Origin of the sequence: Acinetobacter psychrotolerans (assembly GCF_048552595.1) — a bacterium.
GTDB lineage: Bacteria > Pseudomonadota > Gammaproteobacteria > Pseudomonadales > Moraxellaceae > Acinetobacter.
Window position 1 is genome coordinate 25,685 of record NZ_JBIMDK010000002.1, and the last position, 23,203, is coordinate 48,887.

The 23,203-nt window shown below is 35.5% G+C and carries 22 protein-coding genes and 3 pseudogenes; 12 read left to right on the forward strand and 13 right to left on the reverse strand.

Features of this window, described 5'->3' with window-relative positions; translation table 11 throughout:
- Window positions 1–33 precede the first annotated feature (33 nt).
- The 3 genes from ACG94X_RS01845 to ACG94X_RS01855 are packed head-to-tail and all read right to left on the reverse strand — an operon-like array spanning window position 34 to window position 2,018.
- Complete coding sequence (locus ACG94X_RS01845) at window positions 34–642, reverse strand: OB-fold-containig protein (RefSeq protein WP_419382035.1); 609 nt, start codon at window positions 640–642, stop codon at window positions 34–36.
- A 41-nt stretch (window positions 643–683) separates the two neighbouring features.
- A complete protein-coding gene (locus ACG94X_RS01850; RefSeq protein ID WP_419382306.1) occupies window positions 684–995 on the reverse strand; it encodes a Rieske (2Fe-2S) protein in 312 nt (103 codons plus the stop codon).
- An 18-nt stretch (window positions 996–1,013) separates the two neighbouring features.
- Window positions 1,014–2,018, reverse strand: coding sequence for an adenosine kinase (locus tag ACG94X_RS01855; protein WP_419382036.1), 1,005 nt, complete (start codon window positions 2,016–2,018; stop codon window positions 1,014–1,016).
- Window positions 2,019–2,149: 131 nt separating this feature from the next.
- Here ACG94X_RS01855 and ACG94X_RS01860 point away from each other — a divergent pair, with 131 nt between their 5' ends.
- From ACG94X_RS01860 to ACG94X_RS01880, 5 genes and pseudogenes are all read left to right on the forward strand, one after another.
- Window positions 2,150–2,599 carry a GNAT family N-acetyltransferase gene (locus ACG94X_RS01860; RefSeq protein ID WP_419382037.1) on the forward strand — a complete coding sequence of 150 codons (450 nt, stop codon included), beginning with the start codon at window positions 2,150–2,152 and terminating at the stop codon, window positions 2,597–2,599.
- Between the two features lie 128 nt (window positions 2,600–2,727).
- Window positions 2,728–2,871 (forward strand): annotated as a pseudogene (locus ACG94X_RS01865) (hypothetical protein); the annotation flags it as partial.
- Window positions 2,872–2,964: 93 nt separating this feature from the next.
- Window positions 2,965–3,096, forward strand: a pseudogene (locus ACG94X_RS01870) (IS982 family transposase); the annotation flags it as partial.
- A 177-nt stretch (window positions 3,097–3,273) separates the two neighbouring features.
- Window positions 3,274–3,861, forward strand: coding sequence for a TetR/AcrR family transcriptional regulator (locus ACG94X_RS01875; RefSeq protein ID WP_419382038.1), 588 nt, complete (start codon window positions 3,274–3,276; stop codon window positions 3,859–3,861).
- Window positions 3,862–3,926: 65 nt separating this feature from the next.
- The gene (locus ACG94X_RS01880) at window positions 3,927–4,604 is read left to right on the forward strand and encodes a class I SAM-dependent methyltransferase (RefSeq protein WP_419382039.1); all 678 of its coding nucleotides are present in this window, start codon (window positions 3,927–3,929) and stop codon (window positions 4,602–4,604) included.
- A 161-nt stretch (window positions 4,605–4,765) separates the two neighbouring features.
- On the opposite strand, the gene plsB is transcribed toward ACG94X_RS01880, so the two are convergent.
- Window positions 4,766–6,943, reverse strand: a complete 2,178-nt coding sequence (plsB, locus tag ACG94X_RS01885) for a glycerol-3-phosphate 1-O-acyltransferase PlsB (protein ID WP_419382040.1) — start codon at window positions 6,941–6,943, stop codon at window positions 4,766–4,768.
- Window positions 6,944–7,253: 310 nt separating this feature from the next.
- Between plsB and cysK the strand changes: the two genes are divergently transcribed.
- Both cysK and ACG94X_RS01895 read left to right on the forward strand, forming a co-directional pair.
- Window positions 7,254–8,252 (forward strand): cysteine synthase A, encoded by a 999-nt coding sequence (gene cysK, locus ACG94X_RS01890; RefSeq protein ID WP_419382041.1) that lies wholly within the window; start codon window positions 7,254–7,256, stop codon window positions 8,250–8,252.
- 221 nt (window positions 8,253–8,473) lie between these two features.
- Window positions 8,474–8,617, forward strand: coding sequence for a hypothetical protein (locus tag ACG94X_RS01895; protein ID WP_419382321.1), 144 nt, complete (start codon window positions 8,474–8,476; stop codon window positions 8,615–8,617).
- Between the two features lie 171 nt (window positions 8,618–8,788).
- Here the strand turns inward: ACG94X_RS01895 and ACG94X_RS01900 are convergent, their stop codons facing one another.
- A complete protein-coding gene (locus tag ACG94X_RS01900) occupies window positions 8,789–10,096 on the reverse strand; it encodes an MFS transporter (RefSeq protein ID WP_419382042.1) in 1,308 nt (435 codons plus the stop codon).
- A gap of 705 nt (window positions 10,097–10,801) precedes the next feature.
- On the opposite strand from ACG94X_RS01900, the gene ACG94X_RS01905 reads away from it, so the two are divergent.
- A complete protein-coding gene (locus ACG94X_RS01905) occupies window positions 10,802–11,284 on the forward strand; it encodes a MarR family winged helix-turn-helix transcriptional regulator (protein WP_419382043.1) in 483 nt (160 codons plus the stop codon).
- 129 nt (window positions 11,285–11,413) lie between these two features.
- Here the strand turns inward: ACG94X_RS01905 and ACG94X_RS01910 are convergent, their stop codons facing one another.
- A complete protein-coding gene (locus ACG94X_RS01910) occupies window positions 11,414–13,273 on the reverse strand; it encodes an ABC transporter ATP-binding protein (protein WP_419382044.1) in 1,860 nt (619 codons plus the stop codon).
- A 189-nt stretch (window positions 13,274–13,462) separates the two neighbouring features.
- Here ACG94X_RS01910 and ACG94X_RS01915 point away from each other — a divergent pair, with 189 nt between their 5' ends.
- Window positions 13,463–13,642, forward strand: coding sequence for a hypothetical protein (locus ACG94X_RS01915; protein WP_419382045.1), 180 nt, complete (start codon window positions 13,463–13,465; stop codon window positions 13,640–13,642).
- A 424-nt stretch (window positions 13,643–14,066) separates the two neighbouring features.
- Here the strand turns inward: ACG94X_RS01915 and chrA are convergent, their stop codons facing one another.
- Together chrA and ACG94X_RS01925 are read right to left on the reverse strand one after the other, a co-directional pair.
- Window positions 14,067–15,416, reverse strand: coding sequence for a chromate efflux transporter (gene chrA, locus ACG94X_RS01920; protein ID WP_419382046.1), 1,350 nt, complete (start codon window positions 15,414–15,416; stop codon window positions 14,067–14,069).
- On the reverse strand, window positions 15,413–16,339 hold the full coding sequence (locus ACG94X_RS01925) for a chromate resistance protein ChrB domain-containing protein (RefSeq protein ID WP_419382307.1): 927 nt from the start codon (window positions 16,337–16,339) through the stop codon (window positions 15,413–15,415). Before ACG94X_RS01925 ends, chrA begins: the two co-directional genes overlap by 4 nt.
- A gap of 153 nt (window positions 16,340–16,492) precedes the next feature.
- On the opposite strand from ACG94X_RS01925, the pseudogene ACG94X_RS01930 reads away from it, so the two are divergent.
- Window positions 16,493–16,846 (forward strand): annotated as a pseudogene (locus tag ACG94X_RS01930) (transposase); the annotation flags it as partial.
- A gap of 282 nt (window positions 16,847–17,128) precedes the next feature.
- On the opposite strand, the gene ACG94X_RS01935 reads toward ACG94X_RS01930, so the two are convergent.
- From ACG94X_RS01935 to ACG94X_RS01955, 5 genes are all read right to left on the reverse strand, one after another.
- Window positions 17,129–17,662 (reverse strand): DUF2058 domain-containing protein, encoded by a 534-nt coding sequence (locus tag ACG94X_RS01935; RefSeq protein WP_419382047.1) that lies wholly within the window; start codon window positions 17,660–17,662, stop codon window positions 17,129–17,131.
- A gap of 15 nt (window positions 17,663–17,677) precedes the next feature.
- Entirely contained in the window at window positions 17,678–18,352 is a 675-nt protein-coding gene (locus tag ACG94X_RS01940; RefSeq protein WP_419382048.1) for a YoaK family protein, read from the reverse strand.
- 34 nt (window positions 18,353–18,386) lie between these two features.
- On the reverse strand, window positions 18,387–19,583 hold the full coding sequence (gene sstT / locus ACG94X_RS01945; protein WP_419382049.1) for a serine/threonine transporter SstT: 1,197 nt from the start codon (window positions 19,581–19,583) through the stop codon (window positions 18,387–18,389).
- A gap of 185 nt (window positions 19,584–19,768) precedes the next feature.
- Window positions 19,769–21,502, reverse strand: a complete 1,734-nt coding sequence (locus ACG94X_RS01950) for a SulP family inorganic anion transporter (protein WP_419382050.1) — start codon at window positions 21,500–21,502, stop codon at window positions 19,769–19,771.
- A gap of 115 nt (window positions 21,503–21,617) precedes the next feature.
- On the reverse strand, window positions 21,618–21,929 hold the full coding sequence (locus tag ACG94X_RS01955) for an ArsR/SmtB family transcription factor (protein ID WP_419382051.1): 312 nt from the start codon (window positions 21,927–21,929) through the stop codon (window positions 21,618–21,620).
- A gap of 254 nt (window positions 21,930–22,183) precedes the next feature.
- Between ACG94X_RS01955 and ACG94X_RS01960 the strand changes: the two genes are divergently transcribed.
- On the forward strand, window positions 22,184–22,441 hold the full coding sequence (locus tag ACG94X_RS01960; RefSeq protein WP_419382052.1) for a hypothetical protein: 258 nt from the start codon (window positions 22,184–22,186) through the stop codon (window positions 22,439–22,441).
- Between the two features lie 6 nt (window positions 22,442–22,447).
- Window positions 22,448–23,194 carry an ATPase gene (locus ACG94X_RS01965; protein WP_419382053.1) on the forward strand — a complete coding sequence of 249 codons (747 nt, stop codon included), beginning with the start codon at window positions 22,448–22,450 and terminating at the stop codon, window positions 23,192–23,194.
- Window positions 23,195–23,203: the final 9 nt, after the last annotated feature.

A 23,203-nucleotide genomic window follows, 5' to 3' on the forward strand; every position in this document is an offset into this window, starting at 1 on the left:
CAATAGGAAACAGTATTTTTACGAAATATAGTATTACTTAGAACTAAATAATTGATTTGATGCTGAAATTTTCTTGGCTATGTAATGTGATTTTCTAAAGCGAATAAGGATAATTTGTGATTGAAATTCTAATTCGCCAAATTCAGGCTCTACCTGTACATAATGTAGTTGTCCATTTTCATCTCGGACTCGTGCTTGAGCAGAAAATCCAGGACGAGCGTTGCCACTAGATACTGTTGCAAGTCGACCTAACAAATTGACTTGATTGATTTTAACTTTAGGTTTAATCACTTGATCCAAACAGTGAATCATAAATACGGTAAAGAAAATTGCAATGACTAATGCAGGTATAACAACATAGTACCAAGCGAGTAATTCATGTTTGGTTGCATTGACAACAAGCTGAAGGAAATAACCTGCAAAACTAAAATTAAGTAAGAGAAACACAAAAATGAGAACTTTAGAAAATTTAACTTGCAGCAGTGGAGAGTTTAGTAACCATTCAGGGGAAACTTTTTTTAGGAATGTGCTGGGGCGTAAGCCAATATAGTGACCAAAGGTTTCTGCCATGCTGAGTAAAAACAATGCCAAAACACTTAAATTAAAGGGCATTAGTTCACTTTTTAATATTAATTCCAGCATGGCAGTATCCAAGTTATTGATTACATGTAAATCAATATCGCTTATTCATCTACGATGTAAATTCCACCATCCGAATGTACTTCAATATTCACTTTTTCAAGTTTATCGCCCAAACAAGGGCCAGAAATACATTCACCCGTTTCCACATCGAACAATGCGCCGTGGGTAGAGCATTCTATATATTCGCCATCACGATCTAAAAATTGGTTTTCTAAAAACTCAAGTTCAGTTTGTAAGTGCGGACAGACGTTCTGATAAGCAAAAAAAGCACCATCACGTTGTGTGATAAAAATGGTATCGCCAGTCATAGTATCAAATGCACGTGATTCACGTTCAGCAATTTCTTCCATCATTGCAATTTTTTCAGACATTTATGCGCAGTCCTTTTTGAATGTTTCAAGCAAGTTTGCATATTCAGCAACATTTAAACGAGGCCCGAATTTTGAAACAACTTCACTTGAAATAAGAATCGCAAGTTGTGCAGCTGTTTCTAAACTATTTCCCGCATTTAAACCATAAAGAAAAGCGCCTGCGAAAGCATCGCCTGCACCATTGGCATCAACAGCAGTCACTTTACGACCTGCAACTTGGAAGTGATGTTCTTGGTTAGATACTAAAGCACCTTTTGCACTCAGTGTAATGACAACATCATTGCTTAGTAATTTCAATTTTGCCAATGCAGCGTCTACAGAGTCAGTTTCTGTATACATCATGGCTTCTTGTTCATTACAGAAAATTAAATCGACACCATCTGCAATAAGTTCATTTAAACCTGTACGTGCATATTGCACCATTGCAGGATCTGATAGTGTTAAAGCAATTTTAACGCCATTTTCTTTGGCAATTTGACGAGCGACTTTTACAGCTGCACGTGCGGAATCACTGGTAGATAAATAGCCTTCGATATATAACCATTTGGCAGTTTTTAATGGTTCGAAGTCCATTTGCACATCTGAAAGTTCAGCTGTAATGCCTAAATATGTGTGCATTGTACGTTCAGAATCATCGCTGACCAGTACCATACAGGTACCTGTTACACCTTGACTGATCGATTTTATAGACGTTTTAATGCCTGCTTCATTTAAACCATCTAAATAAATTTTACCTAAATCATCATTACCTACACGACAAGCGTAGAATGCTGAAGTCCCTAAAGCAGAGAAAGCAACGGTTGTATTTGCAGCAGAACCACCTGAAGCCTGACCTTTATAATTTTGACTGGCTTTTAAATTATTGTATAGTTGAGTTTGAGTGTCACCATCTGTCAATTGCATGGTGCCTTTTTGCAAATTTTGTTCAGTTAAAAACTCATCAGACACTTTAAATTCTTGGTCAATGAGTGCATTACCAATTGCAAAAAGATCAACTGTAGCCATGTTCTTCATCACATCAATGTTAAAAAAAGCAAAGTTTACACCAATGCTCAGCTTTACAGTAGTTTGTTGAATAAAATTCAATGAGTTTTTGAAAAATATGAGTAAAGTTAAAAGATATAAATGGAGGTTGTGTGAGTATTTCTATCGAACAAGCAGATTATTTACCTGAGCAGATTCATATTTTAGCAGAGTCTGCACATAAAGAAGGTTTTCAGCATATTCAGAGATTAGTTGATGAATATCAACAAGAAAAAAACCTATTTAATGCACATGGTGAATTTTTACTATTGGCTTATGACGATGAAAAATTGGTCGCTTGTGGCGGGTTGAATATTCAAATGAGTGATAATGGTGAACCGAGTCGTATTGGGCGCGTACGTCGTTTCTATGTCATGCCAAATTATCGTAAATTAGGATTAGGTCGAGGATTATTACAGGAGCTTGAAAAACGTGCGAAAGCAAATTTTTCAGCTTTGTGCTTACATACTGATGGAACTTCTGGTGCTCATTTTTTTCAAAAGCAAAATTATGTTTTTGTAGAGAATCATTCAAATTACAACTATTTTAAATATTTGGTTTAACTTATTTATTAGTAAAGCCGTTTAATGAAGTTGTGTTTAATGTTGTTGTTACATTTTGAAGCATATTTTAATTTGTGTTTAAGCCCCAGGTGGGAGGATAAATTATCCTCCTTCAAAAGCCGTCTGTAATGAATAAAATTGATCATTCAAAATTTCTATCAAAAGTGCCACAAATAACGCTCATCTTTTGGATCACAAAAATTTTTGCGACCACCTTTGGAGAAACAGCTGGTGACGCTGTTTCAATGTCCTTCAATCTAGGCTATTTAATTAACTTGAGTTCGACGTAAAAACAGGTATAAAAGAGCCTTGATGAATGTGAAATATTGTTTGATAAGACAAAATATTTAAAGGTGAGGCTTTTCATAGAGCATCTTACCGAATTATTCTGCATTTTGGATGATTTCTGCAAAAAATTTAATGAATCTTTAAATAAAGCTTTAATCCTAAATCAAAAAACAAGATTGAAAAAATCAGCTTTATGCTTATCTGATATATTTATTTGGCAACCGTTATAGAATAAAATTTAAACTTAAAATCTCAACAGACCTTAGATATAAAGTCTTGATTGCTTTGCTTAAAAAGCACTGTAGAATTAGAGAATTGTATTTTAATGTTAAAAGGAATTGCTCATCGTTACGAATTACAAAAGATCCTCTGTGATGGAAGAAAAAATGCAACAAAATCGTGAGATGATTTTAAAGTCAGCACGTGAGTTGGTTGCAGAGGGTGGATTTAAAGATGCACAAATTCAAGTGATTGCAGATCGGGCTGGTATTTCGAGTGGTTTGGTGTATCGTTATTTTGAAAATAAAAATGAAGTCTTGATTGAAGTTTTAAATGCTGCAATTCATATCGAAGTTAATATTTTGAATGATATTGCCCATTCACAGCAAACGGCTTTAGAAAAATTGCATCGCGCTGTGACCACTTTTGTTAAACGCGCTATGAATAGTCCGCGTTTATCTTATTCGTTACTTTTTGAACCTGTCGACCCTAAATTTGAGTTAGAGCGTTTTCAGAGTAAACAATTGATTAAAGAAAGTATTATCAAAATTTTGACTGAAGGTCGTCATTCTGGTGAGTTTATTTTTGAAGATTTAAATACCGCTGCATTATGCATTGTTGGGGCGATGACATTTGTGGTGATTGAACCTTTAAGTATTGCTAAAACAAATAGATTTGACCAAACCTACAAAGAGTATTTTGTAAAACAAATTGCAGATTTTTGCTTGCAAGCGGTTAAAACCAAAAAGAATTAATCATGATTATTTCTTTTGAATAATAGTTTCAATAAGATTGATTGCTCAATGTAAAAGGATGAATTATGGCGAAAGATTTTAATAATCCGATGGTTGTGGATGGGTACGATGAGCATATTCGTAAATTAATTCCAGGCTATGAACTTATTCATTCCCAAGTTCATGCTTTATTAGAAACGTATTTGGGTGAACAAGCGCATATTTTAATTGTGGGGTGTGGCACAGGATATGAGTTGCAATATTTGCTTGAGCAATTTCCGCACTGGTCATTCACCGCAATTGACCCTGCAATTAATATGTTGCAAAAAGCCAAACAACATATTGAAGCTTTAGGTTTATCACAGCGTGTCAATTTTGTGGAAGGTGATACTACTGTTTTAAGTGCAATTGAATATAAATTTGATGCTGCACTTGCGATTTTAGTTTCACATTTTGTACCTGTCGTAAGTAAAGCCGCATTTTTTACCGACATTGCCAATAGTTTGAAATCTAAAGCTTTATGTATTAGCGTAGATTTAACACAAATAGACTCAGAAGCTGAATTAAAAACTCTAAAAATCATGGTATTAAAAACAGGGCTTGCAGAAAAACAAAGCCAAGCAATGATTGAACGCTTAGGGCAAGATTTTCATATTGTGAGTGCAAATCAAATGCTTGATTTATATCAGCAATCGGGTTTTAGTCAAGTGAAAAGCTTTACCCAAATGCTAAATTATTATGGTTTTATTGCTTTTAAAATCTAAAGTTTAATTTAATTATAACATTTGTGTATCACAAAAATAGAAATTAAAAATGAATCCAATGATCAATTTAGTATTGATTATTGGATTCATAATGATTTAAATCACATAGCTTGTATGACTAACTGAAGCTTAGTTATTAAATTAAGCTGGTCAATAACGACTTATTCAGCTTGTGGTTGTAGGTTTACTGTGTATAAATGTGCAAATGCAGTAATTAATCTTAAGGCTTCATCAGATTGTGAAATATGAATCTCTTGATTTTCGATAGTAATTAATTGTTCAGCAACAAAATATTTTAATAATTGCTCGATTTCAGTCTGAACTTCAGAAACATCCCATTTCAAATAAAATTGCTTTTGCATATCTGGATAATTTTCAATAATAAAATTGATTAATTCAGAATATTCAATTGTCGTAATAGATTGTTCCAACTGGTTTTTTAATTGGCTTGCAATTAAGGCAGGCAACATAAAGGTATGGATAATATTATTACTAAAGTATTTAAGTAGCGCACCTTGTGTATTTGCAACTTTTACCCAGCGCTCATTATCATGTTCAATAAATTCAACTTGTTTGAGCTTCACAGCGTATTGAATAATTTCATGATTTGAAAGCTCAGTCATTTTCATACGCTCATCATAGCGATGATGCATGAGTAATTTTCGAAATTGTTCTAAACGCAATAAAACATCTCGTTCAGAGAGCGACTGCGTTGGCGCATTTAATAAAACCAATGAAATCAAACTAACAGGGTTAATCACCACCGCTTTATTGATATTTTCTAAGATTTCATTTGCGACATCATCAATGGACAATTTTACAGATTCAGGTAATTCATCTTGCAATGCAACATGCTTAGGTGCTTGATGTTTATTTAAAATAGTATCTAAGAATATAGGTTCGCCAAAATTCACATGCACAAAACCAAATACTTTTTCAATTTTCTGAATCGATTTTAATAAACCAAATAGTGATTCCGTTTGCTTCTTCTGACCGCCTAACTCTTTGATATATGAAGAACCTTCCATAAGTTTTTCATAACCAAAATATGTGGGAATAAAGGCAATTGGTTTACTATTGCCACGTAAATAACTCTGGATCGTCATTGCAAGCATGCCTTTTTTGGCAGGAAGTAACAGTCCAGTACGTGAGCGTCCACCTTCGATAAAGTATTCTAGAGGCGTGTTACGGTTTAGCATGCTGTAAATATATTCTTTAAATACAGCTGTATATAATGCATTTCCGTTAAAACTACGGCGAATAAAATAAGCACCTGCACCACGCATCAATTGTCCAACGACAGGCATATTTAAATTAATACCTGCTGCGATATGTGGCACCATCAACCCACGCTTATAAATTACGAAAGACAACAATAAGTAGTCGATGTGGCTGCGATGACAAGGGGTGTAGACGATTTCATAATCTTTGGCGAGCTCACGCACCGTTTCAAAATTATGTACCTCAATGCCATCATAAAGTTGCGTCCATAATTTTGTTAATGCAATTTCTGCGAATCGTAACGTTGAATAAGAAAAATCCGAGACGATTTCATCTAAATAACCATGGGCTAGGGTTTCAGCTTGGCTCACACTTATTTTTTTGTGGATGCTTTCAGAAAGAATGGCTTGTTTAACCGCATCAGAAATCATAAGTTTGTTAATGACATTGCGACGGTCTGATAAATCAGGGCCTAAAATAGCTTCTTTATACTGATTAAATGATTTATTCAGTTCAGTTACGACAAAATGAGCAGGGGCAAAGTTTGGTGCAACTTCGAGTGCTGAATCGATCAAACTTCTTAATGAAATGGCTTGATGGAACTCAATATAATTTTCACGACCATATAAAGTAATGTTAATCGCTTGTTTAATCCCCGTAGGTTTCGTCCAAGCATCAGCCATTAAAGCTTTGTACCAACTGTCTTCATTTTCTGGCGCACGTCCCCATAAAATCGTTACAGGAACCAATAAAACATCGGCGTCAGGATGTTTGAGTAAGTATTCTACAAGACGAATCAGTTTATCTGGATAATAGGCTGAGGCATTGGATTTACTCGCTTCTAAGGCCAGAAATGAATCATCCTCTTGATAATTACCTAGTACCAATGGGGCAAAAGCAGGGTTTAAATTTCGCTTTTCAGTTTCATTATCAATTAAAACTTTATTCGACGTAGAGTCATCTTGAATCACATAACAAATAGGTAATGTATTGGAAGTATCATCTTTTATTTTATTTTCAAGTGCTTGTGTATCACCCAAAATTTGTGGGCTTACAATTTTATCTAAAACTTTTTTAGTAAATTGACGATAAAATTTTTGATAAGCATTTGTTGCCATGTGATTCTCAAAATATTTTCAATAGGATTAAGGTCAGTTAATAAATTATCGTTGTTTACGATAATACAAACCATTTATAAAGTATTAACAAAGTCTATTATGCTTTAAATCTTATACAGATGTGCAAGCAGATTTGATGACGATTCAGGCAAATAGTCTAATGATAATGCTAAGTTTATGATTTATAGAATAAACATTTCACATATTCATATAAGTAAATAAGCGTAAATATTTTTAGAGAATATCAAAAAATCATGAAAAAGCGATATGATAGGATGAATATCATTATATAAACCATCAAGGAAAGATCATGACGACTGATGCTAATTTCCCTAAAACAGAAAATTTAGGTATTGCCGTTTATAGCAACAACGCAGAAGCGATTGGTAATACACCATTGGTGCGTATCAATCGTTTAACCGTAGGCGGTGCAACTGTTCTCGCTAAAATTGAAAGCCGTAATCCAGCATTTTCAGTCAAAGATCGAATTGGTGCTGCACTGATTACAGATGCAGAAGAAAAAGGCTTACTTAAACAAGGCATGCACATTGTAGAGCCAACCAGTGGTAACACTGGGATTGCATTGGCATTTGTTGCAGCTGCAAAAGGGTATGAAATTACCTTAACGATGCCTGCTAGTATGAGTATTGAGCGTCGTAAAGTCCTTAAAGCATTAGGTGCGAATCTTATTTTAACTGAACCTGCGAAAGGAATGAAAGGTGCTGTAGATGAAGCAGTGCGTTTAGCGACGGAACAGCCTGAAAAATACTATTTACCACAACAGTTTGAAAATCCAGCCAATCCAAAGATTCATGAACTGACCACAGGACCTGAAATTTGGGCTGCGACTGGCGGTAAAGTCGATATTTTGGTCGCAGGTGTAGGTACTGGCGGTACAATTTCTGGTATTTCAAGTTATTTTGAAAATGTTAAAAAGCAGCCGATTCACTCTGTTGCTGTTGAGCCTACGGATTCACCTATTATTGGTCAGACGATACGTGGTGAAACTTTGACACCTGGACCACATAAAATTCAAGGCATTGGTGCAAACTTTATTCCTAAAAATTTAGATTTAAGTTTGGTCGATGAAGTGATTGCGATTGAAAACCAAGTTGCGATTGATTTTGCCCGTAAGAGTGCCACTCAAGAAGGTATTTTTGTAGGGATTTCTAGTGGTGCTGCATTGGCAGCCGCAGCTCAGCTTGCAGCACGTCCGGAAAATACAGGAAAAACCATTGTTGTGATTCTGCCAGATGCAGGTGAGCGTTATTTATCTTCTGTATTGTTTGAAGATATTTCTGCAGATTAAGCTAAATTCAAACCGCAAGTCTAATCCGCTATATCCATGTGATGTAGCGGATATTTTATTATAAAAAATAACGGATACGAAAACTACCGGATCAATTGTCAGTCACAAATCAGGTATTCAAAAGAACATTGCAGATGTCCTAACCTATTCTAGATTATGCACAGCTTTAATTTTTCACCGATATAATTGAAATTTTTCCTGTCTATTGGATACCCATTACGATGGTACGACAAGTTCGCAATGCAAGCACACCTGTTGCGACAGTTTATCACTGTGTGTCTTGTCGCGAACATTATGTGCGTCCAGATGTGATGTATTCATATGCTCATAACGGTGTTACATGTTCACTATATGAAAAGATGTAAAAATAATCAGCGATTAGTATTGAAAAGTATCAAAATACAACATAAAAAAGAGTTCCATAATATGGAACTCTTTTTTGAAGCAAATTTTTGTTAGATTTTTATATTCATCATCATTGAATTGCTAAAGTTCACACTCATTCATATTTTAGTTTCTATAATGATGCACAGATGCTAAGCAGCAGCTTTATCATGGTTAATAAATGCTAAACCGATCGCACCAATAATGCCCGCAGCAGCAATCACCATAAAGTTTTGTTCTAAAGGTAAGTTAAGTGCAACAATATAACCGATAATCAAAGGTGCTAAAATTGCGCCTAAACGACCCACACCACCAGCCATACCAATACCTGTAGAACGAATATTGCTTGGATAGAATTGCCCGCAATATGCATACGCTACAATTTGTGCACCAGTAGAACATGCTCCAACCGCAGCGATAATGATATAAAGCATGGTTTGTGAATTATCGAAGGTCATCATATAGAGGAAGACACCGCCCAAGAAATACATGGTGACTAAAACCCATTTGATGTGGAAACGGTCTGCTAACCAGCCACCGATGACACAACCGATCACTGCGCCTACATTCAAAGCGATCACAAAACTAAGCGCTGAACCTAAGCTATAACCAGACAGCGCCATAAGTTTGGTTAACCATGTGCTGAGGGAGTAAATCATGAACAATCCAGTGAAAAAAGCCACCCAGAACATTACAGAACTCAGTAGGCGGCCGTCATTGAACAATTGGGCGATAGGAACTGATTCCGTTGGAATTGCATCTGGAAATTTAAGACGTGTATTTGAATCTATAACAAGGCTTGGTTCGATTTTTTGGACAATGTTGTTTAACTCTTCTGTTTTTTTATGCTTTTCCAAATAATTCATAGATTCAGGGAGGAATTTGAAGATCAATGGAATCAGCAGAATAGGGAAGCCAGCAGCAAAAAATACAACTTGCCAACCATATTCAACAATAAACTGTTTACCTAAAGCAGCAGCCAAAATTCCACCCACTGCATAACCAGAAAACATCACCGTGGTCATTAAGCTACGGATTTTTTTGGGTGCATATTCAGTCATATGCGCCACAATATTGGGCATCACACCACCAATGCCCAAACCTGCAATAAAACGTAAAATACTAAAACTAACAGGGTCGTCGCATAAACCTGCCGCAGCAGTAAAAACGCTAAATAAAAATACGCAAATTGCGATTGTCCAACGACGTCCGATTTTTTCAGATAAGCCACCAAAAAAAATTGCACCAAACATCATGCCAAATAATGCAGAGCTTGCCATAAAGCCCGCAGTTGAAGCACTCACTTGCATTTCTTCCATGATGGATGGAATCGCAGCGCCTGCAACAGCAATATCATAACCGTCGATCACAATGATTAGAAAACACCAAAATAGAACTTTTAGATGAAATTTATTGAGTTTGGCATCATCAACCGTTTTTTGTACATCAATGTACTGCATAAGTGCTCCGTACTTATATTTTATGTAAAACTATTGGCATATATATTAAAAAATATAGTCATACCAAGCGTGCTTCCTGCATTTGGTTTAAAGTTTTAAACTTGAAGATTTATTTTTTAAATGCGATTTACTGACTATATGAAATTAAAAATAAATGTCAACATGTTGATATATATTTTCATGCAATTTAATTTAAATCAATATAAAACAGCTAATTATATTATTTAAAATATATTTAGGTTTATGTTTGTAGACTAAAGTATAAAAAATTAAAATAAAAACAATATTTTTCACGCAATAAATATATTTAATTATTAAGATTGAGTATGGGAGGAGTTATTTTGAATATATGTCAATATATTGATATATTATTAAAATACATGCATGCTATTTATAAGCAAAAATGCTTAAATTCTCTTGTTTAGAGAATAGTGTTTAGGCTGATAAATAAATTGAGGCGTCTCTTGGTGTTTTTTATTATTTATTGCTGATATGGATCATACGTGGCGATTGAAGATTCTGATTATGAATATCTTTTCATGACGTAGATATGATTAAAAGATTGAAACGTCATTTTTATAGTTGAACCGAGATAAAAGGTATTCTTCATCTCGGAAGTATGTAAGAATAAAAACAGTTTAGCGGTAGAGATGTAATAAAAATCTATGTTTCTATTAAAAAAATGATAAAAAATTGGATTTTGTAATGTCGAATGAACAAGTTAGCAGTCAAGATGCTAATTTATATGCCATCAATAACCGTTTAGTTTTCAGATTATTTCAGTTGGGAAATACTTTAGATCGAATGAGTAGTAAGGAACTTGGGGTTTCTCCAGTTCATTGGGCTGTTTTAGGTGCATTGTCTAGAGAGCAAGTCAGGGAAGGGATGTTATTTTCAGATTTAACTGAATATTTGGGGGTAAGCCGCCAAAATTTAGATGGTCTTTTAAAACGGCTTGAACGTGATTCGCATGTGATTCGTTTGGCAGATCAGCAAGATCGCCGTGCAAAAAAAGTCATGCTTACTACACAAGGACATGTGTTTTGGGAGGAATTACAGTTAAAAATTTACGAATTTTATCGTCAAACTTTTGAAGGTTTTCTATTTGATGATAAAGTAACTTTTGTACATTTTTTAAATAAATTGAATAATGGTATGAAAAATACACATATTTCACCTAAAGAGTAATTTTATTGCGTTTTTATCGCAGTGTTTTAATTCTCAAATTCAATAATAAGTCATGTTGTAAAAAAGCCGTCATTTGTAGCTACATGACGGCTTTTTTATGATCGCAAGTTGAGTAATACAAATTAAATATTATTCATCTTCGGAATCGGGTACTACTTTTTTAGTTTGTTCAACTAAGAAGCCACCTGTTTGTCTTTGCCATAATTGAGCATAGATTCCATTTTGAGCAATAAGTTCTTCATGTGTACCTTGCTCTGCAATATGACCTTGATCTAAAACAATTAAACGATCCATCTGTGCAATGGTAGATAAACGATGTGCAATTGCAATGACGGTTTTATTCTGCATGAGTTCATTTAAACTCGATTGAATTGCAGCTTCAACTTCTGAGTCCAAGGCACTAGTTGCTTCATCTAAAATTAAAATCGGCGCATCTTTTAAGAAGACTCGTGCAATTGCAATACGTTGTCTTTGACCACCAGACAATTTTACACCACGTTCTCCGACATAGGCTTCATAGCCAGTACGGCCGCGTAAGTCAGACAATTGCGGAATAAATTCATCTGCTTTGGCTTTACGAACAGCTTCATACATTTCTTCGTCGCTTGCATCTGGGCGACCATATTTAATGTTTTCTGCGACTGTACGATGCAACAATGATGTATCTTGTGTGACAAGTGCAATATTTTTACGCAAGCTGTCTTGGGTCACATCTTGTATGTTTTGCCCATCAATGATGATTTTTCCTTGATTTACATCATAAAAATGTAATAAAAGCTGAATCAATGTAGATTTACCTGCGCCAGAACGTCCGACTACGCCAATTTTTTCGCCTGCTTTAATATTTAAATTAAAATGATCAATCACATTTTTATTGTTATAAGCAAAACTGACATCGCAAAACTGAATATTCCCTTGTGAAACAGTCAGTGGTTTTGCATCGGGTTTGTCTTGGATTTTAATTGGGCGACCAAGGGTTTGCATACCATCTTGTATTGTCCCAACATTTTCAAACAAAGCCGATGTTTGCCACATCATAAACTCAGCCATGCTATTCAATTTTAAAATCATTGCTGTGGTTGCTGCAATTACACCAATAGCAGCTTGACCTTGTAACCACAACCAAACAGCCGTACCCAAAACGCCAAAGAATAAAACTGCGGTAAGTAAGTTAATACAAAACTCATACGCAGTACCAAGACGCATTTGCTTAAACACAGTGCGCATGAAATCTTTCATAGAATCTTTTGCATACTGGCTTTCACGACCCGCATGTGCAAAGAGTTTGACGGTTTGAATGTTGGTATAAGCATCGGTTACACGTCCAGTCATAATCGAGCGAGTATCTGCTTGTTCCTTAGAAATTCTACCTAATTTCGGAATGAAATAGAGAGCAGCACTTACAAAAAGGACTAACCATAGAAATAGTGGAATGAGCAAAATTGGCGAAATTGAGCCTAATACCACACTAATGGTGATGAAGTAGATGACGACATAAGTCACCATATCGCCCAAAATGACCCAGAACTCACGTACAGCGAGTGATGTTTGCATTACTTTTGCAGATAAACGGCCCGCAAAATCATTATGGAAAAAATCTAATCCATGTCTAAGTAAAAGGTTGTGAAAACGCCAACGCAGGCGCATTGGGAAGCTACTATACAAAATCTGATGTCTAATAATAGATTGCATACTAGAAAAGAAGATATTAGCAATTAAAATACAAGAAAGTATGATTAAGTTATTTTTATGAAGCGTTAAGAATGTGTCTGGCTTTGATTGGGTAAGCCAATCGACGAGATGCCCAATTTGTGCAAAAAACAAAGCTTCAAAAGTTGCCGTTGCTGCTGTAAGCAGGATTAGAGCAATTAAGTAGCGCTTTACACCAGTCGCGGCTTGCCATACAAAAGGGAAAAATTTTGTTGGCAGTGGTTCATTTAAACCTTTGGTTGGATAGGGGTCTACTAGTTTTTCAAACCATTGCAGCATAGTTTACCTAACTTTATGTGAATTTCTTTAATAATCATGGGTTTGTAAAATTTATTTTCTAAACAATATTTTACGTTAGAAATAAATTTGGTTTTGGACATGTTAAAACATGAGAAAACCTGTGTGAATAATAAGTATATTACGCCAATATTTACGCCATAATTTATAAAACAGAAATGGCGTAAAATTATGGGTTCAATAAGACAAAGAAGCCTTACTGATGGCACTATTCGCTATCGAGCTGAAATTAGAATCAACAGAAAAGACTATCCAACTTTCATTGAAAGCGAAACATTCAACTGTCGTAGAATAGCAGAAAAATGGATTGAAGATCGTGAAAAAGCGATTAACCTTAATCCTGATATTTAAAAAGGTCATTCTGATTTGATAAATGTGAATCTAGGAAATGCTATAAAAAAATATTTTGAAGAAGTAAAAGGTGTTTACACTATCTCGAAAATAAATACTTTGAAGCAGATTCAGAAATTTCCAATTGCTAAGGTAAGTATTTCAAACCTAAGATCAATTGATATATCAAACCATGTTAATTTGCGAAAAAATGGTAGTGTACGAACTGTTGCTCCACGTACTATTCAAAATGAACTAATGCAAATAAAAAGTATTCTGACTCATGCAATGATTATGTGGGATAGGGGGCTTTTCTGAATCAAGCCTGTTATGTTAAATAGGCATAGGTTTGGTGGAATACTCTTTAATTTTTATATGAAAGAAGATACCTTGAATGGCGTCAAAAGAAGCATAGATTTTTATCCATGCCTCTAGTGCTTATTCTTTATAGTAAAAGTTTAATGGTTAAACCCACTAAAGCAGAACCGATGATGACTTTGAGCACACTTTGATTAAATTTAAATAATGCAGCTACAGCTAAAATAGCAATAATGGCAGAGATATAATCAAAATTCCCCTTAAAACCCTGTGGCCAAAGCACGTGGTAACATAAAAAGAGTGCCAAATTTAAAATTACGCCCACCACGGCAGCGGTAATGGCTGTTAAAGGGGCGGTGAATTTAATTTGATTATGCGTAGATTCTATAACAGGTGCTCCTGCTAGAATGAAGAAAAATGAGAAAATAAAAGTGAACCACGTGACGATCATTGCACCTAATGCACCTGCAATAAAGTGATGTTCAGCACCAAGCAGTGAATGGTTATAAGCTGCCAAAAAGCCGACAAATGCCACAACCATGATTAATGGGCCGGGAGTACTTTCCCCTAGGGCTAAACCATCGATCATTTGAGTTGGGGTGAGCCAATGATAAAAACCAACAGCGCCCTGATAAACGTAAGGCAGAACAGCATAAGCGCCACCAAATGTCAGGAGTGCAGCTTTAGTAAAGAACCAAGCCAGTTGAGTATAAGAATGACTCCATCCTAATACTGCTGTTAAAGAGATGAGTGGAATTGCCCATAAAAGTGCTGAAATTACCGTTATTTTGATTAGATGAGACCATTTGAAAATAGCATGTTCAGGTGTAGGGGTATCATCATCAATAATGGCACGGCCATAAGATTTTTGACTGGACTGATGTGCATTTACCTTAAATAAATCAGGATGTTTTTTACCGACTAAATGACCCGATATCGCTGCACATAAAACAATGAAAGGGAAAGGGATATTAAAAATAAATATCGCCAGAAAGGCGACAACTGCAATCGCCCACAGAAATTTGTTCTTTAATGAACGACTACCAATACGATACGTGGCATGAAATACAATGGCAGCAACCGCGGGCTTAATGCCGTAAAACAAACCAGCAATGATCGGAACGTTGCCATATTTCACATAGACCCAAGACAGCCCAATTAGGATAAAAAGAGAAGGTAGAACAAATAATACCCCTGCAACGATGCCACCTTTAGTTTTATGCATTAACCAGCCAATATAAGTGGCAAGTTGCTGAGCTTCTGGACCAGGTAAGAGCATGCAATAATTCAATGCGTGCATAAAACGCTGTTCTGAAATCCATTTTTTTTCTTCTACTAACTCTTGGTGCATAACCGCGATTTGCCCAGCAGGGCCGCCAAAGCTAATAAATCCAAGTTTTAACCAAAATTTGAAGGCTTGCCAAAAGCTAATAGATTCAATTTCTATTTCATTTATTAAAGATGGCTTATTGTTCATATTAAATTCCTTTGAAAGTCGGCATATAAGCCATCAAAAATATGGTTCGAAAGATGGAAGAGTTGATCATCATTTGTGATCGTACTTCTGAGACCTTGTAATATTTTTTCAATGCCTAAGGCTTCGGCAGGCTCATTTCCTCCAATATCTAAAAAATGAACAATTTCAGCGATTTTATTTAAAGCAGGATTTTGTAATTCAAAGCTATGCATTAATACTTCAAAGGTGACTAGATTATTGATGTGGGTAAATTGGGCATCATCAAAATCAAAACCGAAGGCATCTTTAGGGCAATCATTAGGATGCTCTAACCAAATAAATTTTGCCTGAGGGTCTACAAATTTTTGAATGATCCATGCCGATGCCAAACGGTCAACCCAAGGACGCTTTCTGGTCGCCCAGATTTTATTTTGAAAATCTTGCTTAAATAGGACTTTTAATTGTTGTTCAAAATTATTGGGTTCATCGTATTCACCTAACTGAGCAATGGCATGTTCTAATCGAGTGAATTCATTTAATGTTTTGCTTTGATGGGTATTGGGGAAAAAATCGATTTCTATCAGGGAATTGAGGTTTTTTCTTAATTTTCGAATTTGTTTGAGATGTACTGTTTTCTTGTTTTCCTCAAGCTTATTTTGTATTTGTGAAATTTCAGTTCTCAGTTCTTCATATTCTCCAGTCCTGTCAAAAAGTTGAGCAAGGTCTAAATGTGCAGGCGCTTCGGTCTGAAAGATATAGGCATGTCCATGTTCATTGAGATGATCAAGAATAACAGACTCGAATTTTTCAGAATGTACTGCGGGTAAGAGGTAGACACCATCTCTCAAAGTTGCTGCACCATTTGACTTTAATGAACGCCATATTCGCATTCTTGCGGTTGTGCTTTGACTGGGAAGTGATGAGATCAGTAATGATAATTTTATGTTATAAACTCAACAAATTTTGTTTAATTTATAACAATTTTTTAAGGTTGAAAATGGTTTTTATTGAATAAGAATATGTGTAAAAGTCATAAAAATTTTATATATTAAATGGCTTTGTTGCACAAAGCTGTTCTTAAAGGCTTCTTTAGCAATACCGATGGAGCTTATGACACAAAAAGATGCCGTCAAGTCATTGCGGATCGACAAGCGCATGCGGTGATTCCACCCAGAAAAAATGCAAGACCTTGGAAAGATACAAAAGCACATTCTCAGGAGCGAAATGAATTACTTCGAACAGTTAAACGTTTAGGCAGGATACTATGGAAAAAATGGTCAGGCTATCATCGCCGAAGCTTGGTTGAAACCAAGATGCATTGCATCAAGTTATTAGGCGATAAACTCAGTGCCAAGAATTTTGACAGCCAAGTCAACGAGATTCATGCAAGTGTGGCAGTCTTAAATAAATTTACAATATTAGGCCGACCTCATACTCAAGTTGTCACTTAAATTTAAGTCGCTTAGGGGGGCTCTACTTTTAAAATCTTTGTGCAACAAAGCCGAAGTATTATTGATTATATACTTTATAAATAATTGAAAAATACACCAATAGTTTAATCATTATTCGGTATAGCAGTAAAATAGAATACGAGAATTATTTGTTGACCAACTTGCAGTCCTGATTTTTTACCCAATCATTATTAAGTTTTTGATCGAAAAAAAGCCTAATTAACGCAATGGTAATTAGGCTAGAAACTTTAGATATTGCTTATTTTAATCTTTGAAAATGTATTACCACATTAAGTCATCTGGAATAACATAAGCAGCATACGGATCTTCTTCATTGGTAATTTGTTCATTTTTCTCAGAATTATTAACAATAATAAAGCCTGTCATTTTGTCGTTGATTCGTTCAGCCAAAGCTTTCGGTAAAATGGCATAAGCATCGTGATCATTGGCGATGACTAAGCTACCAGAGACAAGTGCATTATAAATTTGTTGATTGATGTAGATTTTTTTGATTGAGCCATCAATGAATTGATAAACAGATTCACCATCGGTATCTCTAATTTTATGTTGTGTAATCATTTGGATAATAGAAGCTTTTAATGCTTTTTCATCCAATATTTTTTTCTTTTCTAAATCGAGTGCTTGGTCTTTAGAAAGTTTATCTTGCTTATCTTGTTCAATTTTTGCTTTAACCGCAGCTTCGTCACTTTGCCCAGTGCGCTGTTCATGCTGTGCCTGTTTAGACAGTTTTTTTGCTTTTTTATTATCCACTAAGCCAGCTTTAAGCAACTGTGCTTGTAAGGCATTTTTAACCATAACAATAACCAACCATTAATTATGTATCGAACGATACCGAAAATAGATGCACCAATAAAGCATGCTTAAAATTAAACTTAAGCCAACAGGAACAAGGAATGCATTCAATTGTAAATAAGGATGAACTAAACTGGCAATCACTCCACCAAGAATAAACCCAAAAAGTATCAATAAATGTAGTGTGACACGCCGTTTTTCGACGTTTAACCCACGAAATGCGTAACCAACAGCTAAACCTAAATCTGTGAGTACGCCAGATAAGTGCGTGGTGCGGATGATCGTACCTTTGTAATGGCTCACCATTGCATTTTGTATTCCCATGGCAGCACTTGCCCACAGAAAGGCATATTCGGGATATATGGGAAGAAATAACCAACACAGAAAAATAAAGATGCCAACAAGACTTAAGGGAATACCATAGCTGCGACCCAATTGAAAATGGCTGTTACCTAAAATAAAACCACTATAACTTGAGCCTAAAACATAACTGAGCAGAATAAGGGTTAGATAGATAATGGTATCAAATTGATGGTGAATAATGGCTTGAGCCAATAAACTGGCATTACCTGTCATATGAGAAATGGATTGATGTAATACCGTAATCAATCCTAAGACATTAATCATGCCTGCATTGACTGCAAGCATGAAAGCGCCGAGCTGAATCCAAATGGGTAAATACTGAAGTGGCATAATTCCTTCTTTTTATTCACATACTTTATGTATATTACTTTTTAGAAAGATCTACGGCTACTGTAAATAAGACATCAGTAGAAGAGTTTAGTGCAGTTTCAGTCGAATCTTGTAAAACACTGATCACCATACCAATGGCAACCACTTGCATCGCAATTTCAGAAGGAATACCAAATAATCCACATGCCACAGGAATTAACAATAATGAACCACCTGCAACGCCAGAAGCACCGCATGCTGTGACAACAGAAACAACTGAAAGAATAATCATCGTCACAAGATCAACTTGAATACCCAATGTATTTACAGCGGCTAATGTCAGTACCGTAATGGTTACTGCTGCACCAGCCATATTGATGGTTGCACCGAGTGGGATTGCAACACTTGCAATTGTTTCATTCACACCTAAACGTTTTGCTAAGTCAAGATTTACTGGAATATTAGCAGCAGAACTACGAGTGAAAAATGCGGTAATACCACTTTCTTTTAAGCATTTAAAAACCAAAGGATACGGATTTTTACGCATCACCACACCCACAATAAGTGGGTTAATGACCAATGCAACAAAAAGCATTGTTCCTACAAGTACTGCGATCAGTTGAGCATAGTTTTTTAGGGTTTCTGCGCCTGCTTGAGCGAATGTCGCAACCACTAAACCAAATATACCCACTGGTGCAAATGCAATGACAATACGAATAATCGAGTTGATGGCATTTGCAACATCTGTAATCACTTGTTTGGTACTGTCAGAACCATGACGGAGCGCAATACCTAAACCAACTGCCCAAGCAAGAATACCAATGAAATTCGCTTCGTGTAGCGCAGAAATTGGATTGGTAATAAAGCTCAATAAAAGATTTTTCAGTACCTCTGCGACACTTCCTGGTGGCTGCAAAGTGACGTCTGTTGCATGTGTAAATACCAATGTGCTTGGAAATATTGAGCTTATAATAATCGCACTAATTGCGGCAAGTATCATCCCAATGGCATATAAACCAAGAATTGGTTTAATGTTACCTGCGCCATGACCGACTTTAAAATTTGCAATAGAAGCGAGCACCAATACAAATACAAGAATGGGCGCAACAGATTTTAATGCTTTAATAAAAAGCTCGCCAAAAATATTAAAATATTCAGCTGAACTTGGAAATAAGTATGCAACAAGAAAACCAAGAATAATGGCAATGAGGATACGTGTAACTAAACTTAAACGTGCTAGGGCAGCAAACATACTTGAACCTTAATGCCTAAACTGGCCTAAAATCAATAAACAAGCCGAGCATTCTATACCTAAAAGCAATAACATAAAAAACACAATTTTCAAGGTATAACTAAATCACTAAAAAACATGCAAGTTTTTTGCAAATAGAAAAATTAAACAACTGTTGGTGCTTTTAAATTAAACGATATAAGTGCTTATATTTGATAAAAATTTTGAGCATCTAACTGGTGCATAGCTTGATAATGGGTTAGGAAAATTTTTCCACTTAACTTATTCATTAAATGTGATTGTTTCAGACGATCCATAACAGGACCTTTTACTTCGGATAAATGTAGCTGAATCTTTAACTTATTTAATTCAGTATTAATCTCTTCTAAAGTTTCTAAAGCACTCAAATCAATATTACTAATACTGGAACAATTGATCACCACGTGGTGTAAGTCTGGATTTTTACTCACTTCGGCAATCACAAATTCTTTCAGTGTATTGGCATTTAAAAAGGTGAGATTTTCATCAATACGAATAGACACAATATTGGCACTGGTTAATACATCATGGCGCGAAATATTACGGAAATGCTGTGTACCTTCAATCAAGCCAATCACTGCAATATGTGGACGGCTAATACGCCAAAGCAATAATAAGAAGGTTGAAATGATACCAATGATTAAACCTGTCGAAATATCTAGACATAACACACCAAAGAAAGTCACCCACATGGCAATTCCATCTGCTTTAGAATAACGCCAAGTCTCAATAAAGGGTTTGAAGTCGACCAATTTCCAAATAGAAACTATGATGGTTGCAGCCAGTATTGCCAACGGAAGTTCTTTAAATACACCAGTAAAATATAAACTGACCATAACAATGAAAATAGAAGACAAGACACCTGCCATTGGTGTTCTAGCACCTGCATCGGCATTGACAACAGTACGAGAAAGGCTGCCTGTCACAGGAAATGAAGCACTCACACCCGCACTAATATTTGCTAATCCAAGTGCAATAAGTTCTTGGTTACTATTGAGTTTACTACGTTGTTGGAATGCCGTTGCTTGTGCAATTGAAATAGATTCGACAAAACTGACCATTGTGATCATTGCTGCACCAGGTAACAGTTGAATGACTAAGTCCCAACTCCAAAATGGCATGCTTAATGGTGGAAAACCTGAAGGAATTTCTCCAACAGTTTTTATTCCCCATTGGTCAATATGTAGAAAATGTACCAAAGCAATTGAAATAAAGACTAAAAATAAAGGTAGTGCTTTAATCCAAAATTGAATTGACGTTGAAAATGACTGTAAAAATTGAGCATTGAGTAGTTTTGGCACAAAAATTAAAAAGAGCACGGCAGTGATGCCAAAAGACAGGGTAATCACATTAATCAATGTAAGGTATTGCCAAGCACTTTGAATAAATTCAATGATATTGCCCGATTTTAACGGTACATCGAGCATGAATTTGACCTGACTCAGTGCGATCAGTACAGCAGAAGCAATAATAAAACTTTTAATGACAGGGTGGCTGATTAAACGAATTAAAGAACCAAACCTAAAGACACCCAACAAAGTTGAAAGAATCCCGACCAATAATGCCAATAGACAAGCAGCTTGAATATAAACAGGAGAACCCACTTCATATAAAGGTTCAAGTATCGCAAAAGTCATCATAGAGATGAGAGCAACAGGACCAATTGAGAGGGTTGGACTACCGCCAATCATTGCGTAAATGATCATGGGTAAAATACTGGCGTATAGACCTGTTACAGGAGGTAGACCTGCAACCATTGCATAAGCCATACCTTGTGGTACAAGCATTGCAATCACGATCAACGCTGCAAGAAGATCTGCCCTAAATTTAGGCGCAGTGTAATCTTGTAACCATTGCCAAGCTGGGAATACTGTATTGAGTTTTAACTTAGGGAAAGACATTACAGCTTCATTATCATATTTTCATATATATTATGCAGAAAAAGTGCTAATAAATCAGCTGCAAAAATTCTGCTTATCGATAGTACTTTGTTTTTTAACTACATTTAGTGAACTCTTATATCGTTGGGCAATACAATTCATATAAGGTTTTTAAAACGATATTAAGTTTTTCATCCTTGATAGAATAATAAATTTGCTTACCATCACGCCGTGTTGTAACGGCATCACTTTTACGTAACATCATTAATTGTTGAGAAAGTGTAGGTTGCGTAATTTGAGTTTTTACTTCAATTTGCGATACATTCAGCTCTTCCTGAGCAAGATGGCACAAAATAAGCAAACGATCTGTATTGGCTAAGGATTTTAAAATAGTAACCACTGAAGATGCAGATTCACGCATGACTTCAATTTCAAGATCATTAGACATATAGGCTTTCCATAAATATATGAGCTAGTATAGCGGTCACGAGCTAACAGTCTCAAGGGTTCACGCACGAGTTTTCATGTTTTTTCTTTGTAAAAATGTGATATCACTTTTATAAAATGGTGATTTTAAGAGGATGTGGTTCATGTGCAGATTCTACAAATTTCTTTGTGTCCGCAGCGTTGAATAAATAGACAAAAATAATGCTTATGTTACTATAAATAAGACAGCTTATTGACGATGTTGGAGTGAGGACAATGAGTACATTTACAGCAATGAAAACCACTTTACGTGATGAAGCAACTATTCCAATGCTTGCTGTAGAGGCGTTTAATGCTGCTTTCAAAGAAGCTACTCATTCAGAAGCTCCAGTCATTTATGTCAAAGAGCAAAAATTGGTTGAGCAAAATAATGGTATAGTCAAAATTGTAGATGATCTATCAGCAGCTTATGCTCTACCTAAATTAAAGCACAGTGTCTTGAGACGTAAGAAAAAACAAGAGGTGATAGCATAACATTATATGCGTCAACCCCGAATTAGAATGTTTGCTGGTCCAAATGGATCGGGTAAAAGTACCATTAAAGATTATTTAGCGCCCCATCAAATTGGGGCGTACTTAAATGCAGATGAATTAGAAAAGGAAATGTCTGCAAGACATTGTTTATCTTTAGATGACTACCATCGTGATTTATCTGCAACAGCATTAATTCATTTTCTAAAACAAAAGAAACGCATTCAAAATAATTGTTCAGTCACTTTACTTTCTTCAGAACCATATATTTCCGATGATGGTCTCATCATTTTCGAACAGCATGAAGTTGATTCATATTTGTGTGCACGAATTATTGATTTTATCCGCATGGAATTTTTAAAACTTAAAATCAGTTTTACATTTGAAACGGTCATGTCGCATAGTAGTAAAGTTGAATTCTTAAAAGAAGCACAAAAACAAGGTTTTAAAACGTATTTATACTATGTTGCAACAGTTGATCCGATCATCAATATTGGTCGCGTGCAATATCGTGTATTTGCAGGCGGTCATGCAGTACCTGAGCAAAAAATTCGTGAGCGTTATTTTCGCAGTTTAGATTTGTTGATGTCTGCAATAGAAGTATCAGATCGCGCTTATATTTTTGATAATTCGAGTCATGGTGAAAAAGCTGCTTTTATTGCAGAAATCGAAAAAGCTGAAATCTTAAAACTCAATCCTGCGGTGGAATATTTTCCAAAATGGTTTGTAGACAAAGTGTTAACTGAATTTAGTTAAGTTTTATCA